Source organism: Massilia sp. MS-15, from assembly GCF_020176695.1.
Classification (GTDB): Bacteria; Pseudomonadota; Gammaproteobacteria; order Burkholderiales; family Burkholderiaceae_D; genus Telluria; species Telluria hydrophila.
The window spans coordinates 169,467-181,931 of sequence record NZ_JAIWIA010000005.1; the positions used below are offsets into that span (position 1 = coordinate 169,467).

5 protein-coding genes are annotated in these 12,465 nt (G+C 73.4%); 3 read left to right on the forward strand and 2 right to left on the reverse strand.

The features are described 5' to 3' along the window. Positions 1-77: 77 nt before the first annotated feature. Positions 78-563, reverse strand: a complete 486-nt coding sequence (locus tag LCI23_RS03610) for an Lrp/AsnC family transcriptional regulator (RefSeq protein WP_224944196.1) — start codon at positions 561-563, stop codon at positions 78-80. A gap of 147 nt (positions 564-710) precedes the next feature. Here LCI23_RS03610 and LCI23_RS03615 point away from each other — a divergent pair, with 147 nt between their 5' ends. From LCI23_RS03615 to LCI23_RS03625, 3 genes are all read left to right on the forward strand, one after another. Beyond that, positions 711-2,696: an aminotransferase class V-fold PLP-dependent enzyme gene (locus tag LCI23_RS03615; RefSeq protein ID WP_224944199.1), complete on the forward strand. Its 1,986-nt coding sequence runs from the start codon at positions 711-713 to the stop codon at positions 2,694-2,696. Positions 2,697-2,900: 204 nt separating this feature from the next. Continuing rightward, positions 2,901-10,979, forward strand: a complete 8,079-nt coding sequence (locus LCI23_RS03620) for a GH36-type glycosyl hydrolase domain-containing protein (protein WP_224944201.1) — start codon at positions 2,901-2,903, stop codon at positions 10,977-10,979. Continuing rightward, a complete protein-coding gene (locus tag LCI23_RS03625) occupies positions 10,976-11,833 on the forward strand; it encodes an outer envelope protein (RefSeq protein ID WP_224944204.1) in 858 nt (285 codons plus the stop codon). The genes LCI23_RS03620 and LCI23_RS03625 overlap by 4 nt, the downstream gene beginning before the upstream one ends. A gap of 1 nt (position 11,834) precedes the next feature. Here LCI23_RS03625 and LCI23_RS03630 read toward each other — a convergent pair whose 3' ends face one another. After that, positions 11,835-12,419, reverse strand: coding sequence for a TMEM165/GDT1 family protein (locus LCI23_RS03630; protein WP_224944207.1), 585 nt, complete (start codon positions 12,417-12,419; stop codon positions 11,835-11,837). Between the last annotated feature and the right edge of the window lie 46 nt (positions 12,420-12,465).

The following is a 12,465-nucleotide window of genomic DNA, read 5'->3' on the forward strand; positions in this document are numbered from 1 at the left end:
TTGGTCTCCGTGTTATGCGAACGGATGCCATCATCGCATGAAACCCGGCCGTGGTTAAGCCGCCCGCATTCGCTTCTTCAAGCGGGCACGCCGTGCGAAATCAGCTCCAGCGGCAGCGCGGTGGTGCACTTGATCTGCTCCATCGAGAAGGCTGACGAGACCCCGGTCAGGCGCGCCGCCTTGATCAGCTTCTTGTAGAAGCGGTCGTAGCCCGCGATGTCGGTGGTGACCACCTTCAGCAGGTAGTCGACGTCGCCGCTCATGCGGTGGAACTCGAGCACCTCCGGCAGCGCCACCACGGCGGCGGCGAAACGCGCCAGCCATTTTTCGTCGTGTTCGCTGGTGCGCACGCTGACGAATACCGTGACCGGCAGCCCGACCTTGTCGCGGTTGACGATGCTGACCCGGCTTTCGATATACCCCTCTTCCTCGAGGCGCTTGACGCGTTTCCAGCATGGGGTACTGGACAGGCCGACCTTTTCGCTGAGGCCGGAAATGGAGAGGGTGGCATCCGCCTGCAATGCGGCAAGGATGGCACAATCAAACTTGTCGAGTGAGTTCATTTTCCCTATATCGATATATCGAGAATGTATATGCCAATCCGACACAATAAAGCGCATAAATGAGGATATCTTTGTCGGCGCGACTCCGTAACATATTCACGAACAATAACACGATCCGCAGCAACAAATTACCTTTTTGTAATTCCCATGAGCACTGAACTCTACCTCGACGCCAACGCCACCTCGCCTGTCCTGCCCGCCGCCGCCGCGGCCGCCATGGCGGCCATGCAGGACTGCTTCGGCAATCCGAGCAGCAGCCACGCCTGCGGCCTGCGCGCCCGCGCGCTGCTGGACGGGGCGCGGGCGCGGGCGCGCCGCGTGCTGGGTGCGGCCAGTGGACGGGTATTGTTCACCAGCGGCGCCACCGAGGGCATCCAGACCGCGGTGCTGTCGGCCCTGTGCGCGGTGCGCGAACGGCGCCAGCGCGGCGAAGCCTGCGGCGACCTGCTGGTATACGGCGCCACCGAGCACAAGGCGGTGCCGGAAAGCCTGGCGCACTGGAACCGCCTGCTCGGCACCGGCCTCGAACTGCGCGTGCTGCCGGTCGGCGCCGATGGCCGCCACCGCCTGGACCTGCTGCGCGAACTGGCGCCGCGCGCCGCCCTGGTCTGCACCATGGCCGCCAACAACGAGACCGGCGTGGTGTCCGACCTGGACGGTATCGCGCGCGTGCTGGCCGAGGCGCATAGCCCGGCCCTGTGGATGGTCGACTGCGTGCAGGCCCTGGGCAAGCTGGCGCTGGCGCTGGACGCGACCCGCATCGACTATGCGCCGTTCTCCGGCCACAAGCTGTATGCGCCGAAGGGCATCGGCATGCTGTACGTGCGCGAAGGCGCGCCCTACACACCGCTGCTGTGCGGTGGCGGCCAGGAAGCGGGGCAGCGCTCCGGCACCGAGAACATGGCCGGCATCGCCGCACTCGACGCGGTATTGCAGGCGCTGGAAGAAGGCGGCACCTTCCGCACGCCGGCCCAGCTGCAGGCCGCCCGCGACCGGCTCGCCGCCAGCCTGCAGGCCGCGTTTCCCGCGCTGGTATTCAATGCGCCGCTGGCGCAGGCGCTGCCGACCACGCTGAATTTTTCGGTGCCTGGCCTGGGCAGCAAGGAACTGCTCGACCTGTTCGATGCCGCCGGCGTGCGCGTCAGCGCCGGCTCGGCCTGTTCGGCGGCCAAGGCGGCGCCGAGCTATGTACTGGATGCGATGGGCGTGCCGCCCGAACGCAGCGCTTCCGCGGTGCGCCTGTCGTTCGGGCCGCTGGCCGACGATGCCTTCATCGATGCCGCCTGCGAGCGCATCGTGCACTGCGGCCGCGCGCTGGCGCAAACGGCAGGCCAGGCCGCGGCGCACCTGCAACAGTTTGAATCCTGCGGCGCCAGCGGCTGGCTGCTGTTCGACGAGGCGGGCCGCGACTGCATCGCGATCGACCCGCCGGCCGCGCTGGCGGCGCGCATCGCCTCCGACCTGCGCGCCCGCGGCTGCCGCCTGCTGGCCTGCTTCGACACCAGCCACGGCGCCGGTGGCGCCGATACGCTGGGCGAACTGCTCGGCCTCGCACCCGGCTGGCCAGCGGGAACGCCGCCGCTGCAGCCGGTACGCCTGGCCAGCGGCGCGATCGTGGACGCGCTCGCGCTGGGCGCGGACATCCTGGCCAGGGATGGCGACGCCTACCTGCTGGGCCGTGCCCGCAACGGCATGCTGGCCAGCGAGGACGTGCGTTTCGTGTTCGGCGCCTTGCCGGCCGATGCCGGCTACCCGGGCGCCCTGTGCTGCCACCGCATCGGCGAGCCGGCCGTGTCGCGGCCCGGCGCCGCGTCCTGGCCCGACGGCGACATCGACCTCGATGCCGGCGCGGCCGCGGCCTACCTCGCGGCCCATCCGGACGCGCTGCTGGTCGACGTGCGCGAACTGCCCGAACACGCGGCGGGGGCGGCGCGCCTGCATGGGCACGACGCCCGGCACGTGCCGCTGTCACAGCTGGCCGGGCATGCCGCCGGCTGGCTGCGCGCGGAGGCGCGTCCCCTGGTGTTCGTGTGCCGCAGCGGCAACCGCAGCGCGCGCGCCGCGCGCCTGCTGCGCCGCCTCGGCCATGGCCAGGCCTGGCACGTGGCCGGCGGGCTGGCGCTGGCCGGCTGAGGTGGCACGCAGCCCCTGAACGGAGGCTGCGCTACTGTACGCCAGCGCACAGTCCACGCCGCCGGCTTCTCCTAGCATGGCGAAGGCCGTGCGCGCCCTGCGTTTCCCTTCCCCTCGACCCGCCCCCCGGCGCCTGCCGCGCCAGCAGTCGACAGCGCGCGCCTTTGTATCGGTGCTCCTGCGAGCTGTCTGCGAGGTTTGGTTTTGACGCGAGAGAAGAATCCGAAGGCCGACGATGTCCCCGCCGCCGGCCTGGCTGCCGGCATTCCCGGCCTGCGTGCGGCGCTCGAGCGCGCCTGTGACGCGCTCGAGCGTGCGCGCCGGGACGGCGCCGTGCTGCCGCCCGCCGCCGGCGCCATCCTGGACGGCACGGCGCTGATCGACGCCCAGCTGCGCCAGGCGCGCGGCCAGCTGCTGCACGACCATGGCCGCTTGCCGCTGGCGGAAGCCGGCGGGGCGCGCATCCTCGCGCTGGCCCGCAGCCTGGCCGCCCGGGAGGACGGCCGCATTGAACGTCCAGGCCTCGCGCACTTCCTGGCCGCGCCACCCACCGGCGCCGCCCTGTGCCTGGCCGAACTACGCCTGTTCCCCGCCGCGCTGCGCCTTGCCCTGTTTGATACGCTGCGCGAGGTCGCCGAGCGCGCATCCGCCAGCTGCGCAGAGCGGCGCCTGGCCGCCGGCTGGGCCGACCGCATGCTCGACACCGCGGCCTGCCGCTCGGGCGACCTCGTGCTGCTGGTGGCCGACATGGCGCGCCAGGTCACGCCGCTGGGCAGCAGCTTCGTGGCCGAACTGGCGCGCCGCCTGCAGGGGCAGGGCGGGGCGGTGGCGCAGGCGCTGGCCTGGATCGACGCGCGCCTGCTCGACGAGGGTTCCAGCATCGGCCAGCAGGTGCAGCGCGAGCGCGACACGCTGGCGGCCGACGGCGCGCTGGCGGAGAACCTGCTGGCCAGCCTGCGCCTGCTCGGCGTCCTCGACTGGCGCGCACTGGCGGAACAGGCCGGCGCCGTCGACGCGCTGCTGCGCGCCGATCCGGACGGCAGCTATCCGCGCATGGATGGCCCCACGCGCGACCGCTACCGCCTGGCCGTCGAGACACTGGCGCGCAGCAGCGGCCGCAGCGAAGAGACCGTGGCGCAGGAGGCGCTGGCGCTGGCCGGCGTGCACCGCGTCCCCGGCGAGGGGGGACTCGACACGCGCCGCCGCCATATCGGCTACTACCTCGCCGGGCCCGGCCTGGCGTCGCTGGAGGCGCGGCTGCAACCGGCACCCGGCCCGGTGGCGCGCCTGCGGCGTGCCTTGCGTGCGCAGCCGGGGACGGTGCCGCTGGCGCTCGAGGCCGGCGCCACGGCGCTACTGACCCTGCTGTTCGCGGCCAGCGTGGTCCTGTGCGCGCGCCGCGAAGGAGCGGGCCTGCTGCTGCAGGTGGCGGTCGCCCTGCTGGCGCTGCCTGGGACGAGCGGTCTGGCGCGCGCCCTGGCCGACATGATGGCGGCCTGGCTGGCGCCGCCACTGCCCATGCCACGCATGGATTTCAGCGCCGGCATCCCGGCCGATGCCCAGACCCTGGTGGCGGTGTCCGCGCGCCTGGCGAACGCCGGCCAGGTCGACGCCCTGTGCCGCGACCTCGAGGTGCGCTATCTCGCCAACCGCGATCCCGGGCTGCGTTTCTGCCTGCTGGCAGACCTGCACGACGCCCCGTCCGAAACCATGCCGGAAGATGCCGCCCTGGTCGCGCATGCGGTGGCCGCCATCGATGCCCTCAACCAGCGTTATGCGCGCAAGCACGACTTCACGACCATCGACGAGGATGGCCATCCCGCCACCGAATTGCGCCGGGTGGAGCCCTTCCTGTTGCTGCAGCGTCCACGCGCGTGGAGCGAGGGCGAGCAGGCCTGGATCGGGCGTGGCCGGCGGCGCGGCCAGCTGGCCGACCTGAACGCCTTCCTGGCCGGCGCCGCGCGCGAAGGATTCGCGACCGCCGCCGGCAGCACCGCCGGGCTGGCCGAGATGCGCTACGTGATCGCGCTCGATGCCGCCACCGATCTGCCGCGCGACACTGCGCGGCGCCTGGCGGGCGCCATGGCGCATCCGCTCAACCAGCCGGTACTGGACGCAAGCGGCCGCCAGGTGGCCGAAGGGCATGCCTTGCTGCGTCCGGACACCGGCATCGCGCTGCCTGGCCAGCAGGCGAGCCGCTATCAACGCCTGTGGAGCGAGGCACGCGGCAGCTGGGCCGCGCGCCTGCCGGGCGCCGACGGCGAGGAGCGCGCCATGCTGGGCTGGGCCGCGATCTACGATGTCGACGCCGCTGACCAGGTGGCGCGCGCGCAGTTGACGCACGAGGCGCTGCCGGCGCCCGGGCTGGTCGACGAAGGCTGCCTGCACGCGGCGCGCGACTGCGGCGTGCGGCTGGAAGAAGCGGCGCCCGCCAGCCATGGCGAGCACGCGGTGCGCCGGCACCGAGCGGTGCGCGCGGCCTGGCAGGTGGCGGGCTGGGTACGGCGCCGGCTGCCCGCCGCCGACGCCGCGCGCGCGCCCAATCCGATGACGGCCGCGGCGCGCTGGCAGCTGTTCGACAGCCTGCGCGACAGCCTGGCGGCGCCGGCCCTGGTGGCGCTGCTGGTGCTGTGCTGGAGCACGCTGGCGGCGCCCGCGTTCTGGACCGCCGTGCTGCTGGCGCTGCTGTTCCTGCCGGCCCTGCTGGGCAGCCTGCTGGCGCTGGCCGACCGTCCGCACGACGCGCCCTGGCGCCAGCATCTCGACAGCTGGGTGCGCGGCGCGCGCGTGGCCCTGGTGCGGGCCGCCCTGGCCACCGCCTTCCTGCCCCATGCGGCCTGGTGCCAGCTCGACGCCCTGGTGCGCGCGCTGTGGCGCCGCTACGTGTCGCGCCGCGGCCAGCTCGAGTGGCGCCTGCCGGCGCTGGCGCGTCCGGCCGCCGTGGTGCGCAACAACTGGCTGGCGATGTGGTTCGCGCCGGTGCTGGCGGTGGCCATCGCGCTGCTGCTCACCTTTGCCAATCCGTATTCGCTGTTCAGCGCCGCGCCGGTGCTGCTGGTCTGGTTCCTGTCGCCGCTGCTGGCCTGGTGGACCGGGCTGCCGCTGCGCTCGTGGCCGCCGCGGCTGCCGCGCCTGCCGCCCTCGCGCCGGGCCGCGCTGGAGCGCCTGGCGCGGCGCAACTGGCGCTTCTTCGAAGACCACGCGGGCCCGGCCAACAACTGGCTGCCGCCGGAAGGCGTGCAGGAGCACCCGCACGCACTGGCCGACGCGCGCAGCACGCCGGCCGGCATCGCCATCTACCTGCTGTCGGCGCTGGCCGCGCGCGACTTTGGATTCTTGCCCCCGGGCGCACTGCTGCGCCGCCTGGACGCATCGCTGGCATCGCTGGCGCTGCTGGAGCGCTGGAACGGCCACTTCCTGGCAGCCTACGACAATGCCACGCTGGCGCCGCTCGAGCCGGCCCGCGTCCTGACCCGCGACAGCGGCTGGATGGCGCTCGGCATGCGCCTGCTGGCGGGCGGCCTGGACGAATTGCCCGATTGCCCGATCGCCGGCGCGCGGGACCTGGACGGCCTGCGCGCCGCGCTGCAGGTGGTGGACGAGCTGGCGCAAGGCCAGGCGCCGCAGGTCGGCACCCTGGTGGCGGCAGCCTGGGCGGCGCTCGACCCGCAGCGCTGCCGCGCGGCCGATACCTTGCCCGGCCTGTGGGAATGCCTGCAGCAGGCCAGCGCCGCCGCCGGTGCGCTGGAAGACGGTCTGCTGCAGGACGCCGGCCCGGCGCTGCGCGACTGGAGCGCCTGCCTGGCGGCGCAAGCCCGCACGCTGTGCGACGAGCTGCTGGCGCTGGCGCCCTGGATGCGCGCTTCCCAGGAATACGTGCTGGACGCCAGCCTGACGCGCATACCGACCCTGCGCGAACTGGCCCGGCTCGACACCGCACCCGGTGCGCAGCATGGACTGGCGCGCCTGGTGCGCGACGGCCGCCAGCACGCGGGCAGGCTGCTGGCCGAGTGCGAACGGCTGGCGGTGCAGGCGCGCGGCCTGGGCGCCATGGATTTCGGCGCGCTGCTCGACCCGGCCAGCGGCCGGCTTGCCACGGGCTGCGACGTGCGCGAGGAAAGCCTGGCGCGCACGAGCTGCGACCTGCTGGCATCGGAAGAGCGCCTGGCCAGCTACCTGGCGGTGGCCCAGGACCAGCTGGCGCAGCAGCACTGGTGGGCGCTCGGGCGGCCGATGCGCGTGGTGGGCGCCGAGCAGCTGCTGCTGTCGCACGAGGGCGCGCTGTCGGACTACCTGGCGCCCCAGGTCCTGCTGCCGTCCTGGCGCGACACCCTGCTCGACCAGGCCGGCCGCGCCGCGGTGCGCGTCCAGGTGGCGCACGGCGCGCGCCTGGCCATGCCCTGGGGCTTTGCCGAATCGGCCTGCCATGCGGTCGATGCCCAGCTGCGCTACCAGGATGGCCGCTTCGGCGTGCCGGCCGCCGCCCTGGCGCGCGGCGCCAGCCAGGACCTGGCCGCCGCGCCCTACGCGGTCCTGCTGGCGCTGCCGGTGGCGCCGGGTCCGGCGCTGGCCAACCTGGAGCGCATGGCGCAGGAGGGCTTGTGCGGCAACTACGGCCTGTTCGATGCGATCGACTACGGGCCGGCGCGCCTGCCGCATGGCGAGCGGCGCCACGTGGTGCGCGTGGTCGCGGCGCGCCACCAGGGCCTGGGCCTGCTGGCCCTGCTGCAGGTGCTGCGCGGTGCGCCGATGCAGCGCCGCTTCCTGCGCGATGCCGAACTGCGCGCCGCGCTGCCACTGCTGCAGGAAGCGCCGCCGGCGAGCGGCGCCACCGCCATCCCCTTGGGCACGGGTGCGGCGCTCCATGCCGGCCCTGCGCACGGGCGCCGCATCGACCGCGCCGCGCAGGACGCCGCCCTGGCCGAGGTGCAGCTGCTGTCCAACGGCAGTTATCACCTGGTGCTGGACAGCGATGGCGCCGGCCGTAGCCTGTGGCAGGGGACGGCCCTGACGCGCTGGGAGCCGGATCCGCTCGGCGCGCGCGGCGGCCTGGCCTGCGTGCTGCGCGATACCGGCTCGGGCGAGCTGTGGTCGGCCACCTTGGCCCCGCTGTACGGTGAGCCGGAGCGCTACGAAGCCGTGTTCGCCGAAGGCCGCGCGAGCTTCCTGCGCGAAGAGCGCGGCCTGGAGATCGCCAGCGACGCGGTGGTGGCGCCGGAAGACGATGCCGAGTTGCGGCGCATCCGCATCCGCAACACGGGCGCCGCGCCGCGCACGCTCGAGGCTACCTGCCACGTGGTGCTGGCCGCGGCCACGCCGCACGCGCGGGTGCGGGTGGATGGGACGTCGGAAGCGCTCCTGTGTTCCTTCGGGCCGGGCGCGCCGGTGCTGTGCTGCGCCATGCGGGTGCGCGGCGCGGCCGGCGCGCCGGCCTACAGCAGCAGCTGCGCCGATCCGGCCGGCGCGCTGCCACCGCTGGAGGAAGCGCCGGCGCTGGCGGCGCTGGCGATCCGGCGCAGCCTGGTGCTGGCGCCGGGACAGGAGATCACGCTCGACCTGGTGCTGGGCGCCGCCGCCACGCCCGCCGCCGCGCGCGCGCTGGCGGCGGGCGTGGCCGGCCCGCAGGCGGTGGAAGCGGCGATCGAGGCCGCCTGGAACCATGGCCAGGCGGCGCTGCAGGCGGCTGGCCTGGACCAGGCCCGGGCCCAGCGCTTCAACCTCCTGGCGGGCTGCCTGCTGGCGCCGCGCCCGGGCCTGCGCGCCGATGCCGGCATACTGGAGCGCAACGTGGGCGGCCGCGCTGCCCTGCGCGCCCTCGGACTGGACCCGGGACGCCCGCTGCTGGTACTGCAGCCCGGCCTTGACGGCGGCTTGGCACCCGAGATCCTGCAGGCGCATGCCTATTGGCGCGCACGCGGCTTCGAGGCTGAACTGGTGCTGCTGTGCGAGCACCGTGCCATCCGCGACACGATGCTGGCGCTGGCGCCGGAAGCGCTCGATGGCGCGCCGGGCCCGCACCTGTTCCTGCTGGACGAACTGGCGCAGGAAGACCGCATCCTGCTGCTGGCCGCGGCTGGCGTGCTGTTGCTGGAGGAACGCGGCAGCCTGGCCGACCAGCTGCGCCGCGCAGCCCCGGTGCTGCCCGTCCTGCCACCGCCCTTTGTGCCCCGGACCGACGCTCCTGCATGGATGGCCCCGCCCGCGCCGGTGCAGGAAGAGACGCTGCGCGGCGACGACGGCGCGGCCGGGTTCTCGCAGGACGGCCGCGAAGCCGTGGTGCGCAGTGGCGCGGCCCTGCCGGCGCCCTGGGAACACCCGCTGGCCAATCCCGGATTCGGCGCGCTGCTGCCGGCCACCGGCCCCGGACGCAGCTGGTACGGGCAGCGCGCGCAGGCCGTGAGCGCGCCGCAGGGCGAAGCCTACTACCTGCGCGACGAGGACAGCGGGGCAGTGTGGTCGCCCACGCCGTGGCCGCTGCCGTCCGGCGCGCCCTACCGCACGCGCCACGGCTTCGGCTACACCCTGTTCGAGCACGAGGCGCACGGCATCGCGTCCGAATTGCGCTGCTTCGTGGCGCATGAAGCGCCGCTCAAGTACGCGGTGCTGCGCCTGCATAACCGCTCGGATGCGCCGCGCCGCCTGTCGGTCACCGGCTATGTGCAATGGTGGCTGGACGGGCTCGAGGACGGACAATTGCCGCCCGGACCGCAGGTGGTCAGCAGCATCGATGTCGCCAGCGGCGCGCTGCTGGCCCGCCACGCCTTCGGTACCGGCTTCGGCGACAGGGTCGCCTTCTTCCATGTGGATGCACCGCAGCCTGCCTACACCGCCGACCGGCGCGAGTTCGTCGGCCGCCACCGCAGCCTGGCACGGCCGGCGGCGCTCGCGCGCAAGGGGCTGGCGGGCACGCTCGGCGCGGGGCGCGACCCGTGCGCGGCGCTGCAGGCCCAGGTCGCGCTGGAGCCGGGAGCCAGCACCGAGCTGGTGTTCCTGCTCGGCGTGGCGGGCCCGGACAGCCTGGCGGCCAGCCGCGCCGTGCAGCAGCATGGCGGCGCGAAAGGAGCGGCGCTGGCGCTGCGCCAGGTGCACGCCTACTGGGACACGCTGCTGGGCGGCCTGCGCCTGGCCACCCCCGACCCGGCCTTCGACCTGTGCGCCAACGGCTGGTGGCGCTACGCCGCGGTGGCAGGGACCCTGGGCGGCACGCCGGCCGCCCAGCTGCAGGGCGCGCTGGCAGCGCTGCCCGGCAGCCCGGACACGCTGCGCGCCACGCTGCTGCGCGCCGCGCGCGCGGACCTTGGCGCGGCCGGCGCGCCGGCAGAAGACTTCCTATGGCTGCCCTGGGCCCTGCAGCGCTACCTGGGCGCGACCGGCGACTATGAGGTGCTGCGCGAGCCGGCCGGTGGGGAGCCGACCAGTGGCACGCGGCTGGCGCGCGACGACCTGTACCAGGTCTGCATGCATGGCCTGCGCGGGTGCCTGCGCTTCGGCGCGCGCGGCCTGCCGCTGCGGGGAGCCGTCATGCACGAGGACGTAGCGGAGCTTGACTCGCGGCCGGAAGACCTGCGCCTGGCCTTCCTGCTGGCCACGGCGCTGCAGCGCTTCGCCGAGGTGGCCGACCGGCGCGCCGATTTCGGCTTCGCCACCACCTGCCGCGGCGCGGCCCTGGCGCTGGCGGCGCAGGCCGAGGAACATGGCTGGGAAGGTGCCGCCTATGCGCTGGACGGCGCCGCGCCGGAGGGCGCCACCCAGGCCTGGGCCGCCATCGCCGGCGCCGACCCTGGCCGTGTGGATGCGGCCCTGGACGCCACCGCCGGGGCCGGTGCAGCGCAGGCGCCGCATGCGCCCTGGCTCGGCCTGGCGCTGGCGGGCAGGGGCGTGGGCACCCGCGCCTGGCAGCTGGCACGCGTGCGCTGCGCGGCCACGCCTTGCCTCATGATGGAGCGTGAAAACGCCATCGCCGCGGCCTGGGCCTGCGTGCTGCTGGACGAAGGCCTGTTGGGCCTGCGCCCCGGCGTGGGCCGGCTGGCGCTGGCGCCGCTGCTGCCCGAGGATTGGGACGCGCTGCGTTTCCGCTATCGCCATGGCCGCAGCGATTATCATGTCGTGGTGCGGCGCGCCACGGTGGGTGAAGTGCTGGTGCTCGATGGCGTGCCGCAGCCGGAACTGGGCATCGAACTGGCCGACGACGGCCGCGAGCACCAGGTGGAACTGACTGTGGAACGGCGGCCGGGCGATGCGCGTGCCGCTCACGGAAACAACGAGCAAGGAACAAGGACATGAGTACGAAATCGATCGCGGCCGCCTGCGCTGCCCTGCTGTGCTGCAGCGCCCCTGCCGGAGCGGTGGACTGGAGCGACAACGCCATCAGCTACCGCTACGGCACCCGCTTCGCCGAACCTTTCAATGCGGAGCACATCAACAAGCACATCGTCGCCTTTACCCACGCCAGTGGCTACAAGTACGGCAGCAACTACCTGAACCTGGACCTGCTCAAGTCCGACAGCCGCGACCCGCGCTCGCTGGGGAGCGGCAGCGGTGCGCGCGAAGCCTACCTGCTGTACCGCCATACGCTCGACATCGGCGCGCTGCGCGGTTCCGAGATCCGCTTCGGCAAGGTCAAGGGGCTGGGCCTGACGGCCGGCTTCGACCTCAATCACAAGGACGACGTCGGCTACAACTCGCGCAAGCGCATGCTGGTGCTGGGGCCGACCCTGATGTGGGACGTGCCGGGTTTTCTCAACACCAGCATCCTGTGGCTGCGTGAATCGAATGCGCCGAGCGGCGCCTTCCCGCCGATCTCGAACGTGCGCGGACGCTATACCTACGACACCCACCCGATGTTCGGCGCCAGCTGGGGCATTCCGGTGAGCGAGGGCTGGTCCTTCGAGGGTTACCTGAACTTCATCGCCGCGAAAGGACTGGACGAAACCGGCAACCCGACCGGGGCCGAGACCAACCTCGACATGGCGCTGATGGTCGACATCGGCCCGCGCTTCGGCCAGGCGCCGAAGAAGATCCGGGTCGGGATTGGCTACCAGTTCTGGAACAACAAGTTCGGCAACACGCGCCGGACCACCGGCGGGGCGGGGCAGCGCGCCAGCACGCCGATGCTGCGCGCGGATTTCCACTTCTAGTTCAGGCGCCCGCCAGTCCGCCCGCGCCGAGCAGGGTCGCGATGCCTGCTGCGGCAAACACGAGGGCCGCGATGCCGTGCGCGATGGCCAGTGCGGCGCGCCCGGCGATACGCCCGCCGGCATACACGAGGGGGACGTTGGCCAGCATCATGCCGAGCGTGGTGCCGGCCACCACCGCCGCCATCGGCTCGTAGCGCGCCGCCAGCGCGACGGTCGCGACCTGGGTCTTGTCGCCCATCTCGGCGATGAAGAAGGCGAGCGCGGTGGCCAGGAACACGCCATGGCGCCCCAGCGGCGGCTCCTCGCGTTCGCCGGCATGGGGAAGATTCTGGAGCACGGTCCAGATGGCGATGCCGAGGAAGGACAGGCCCAGCAGCCAGCGCACCGCCACGGGACCGAGCAGCTCGCCCACCAGGACGCCGGCGGCGGCGGAAAACGCGTGGTTGAGCAGCGTCGCCACCAGGATGCCGAGCACGATCGGCAGCGGGCGGCGCAGGCGGGTGGCGAGCAGGAGGGCCAGCAGCTGGGTCTTGTCGCCGATCTCGGCAAGTCCCACGATGCCGGTCGAGACGAGGAATGCATCCATGAAGCGCAGGCTGGCCGATACGAAGCTCAGGTAAGGGGCCCGATCT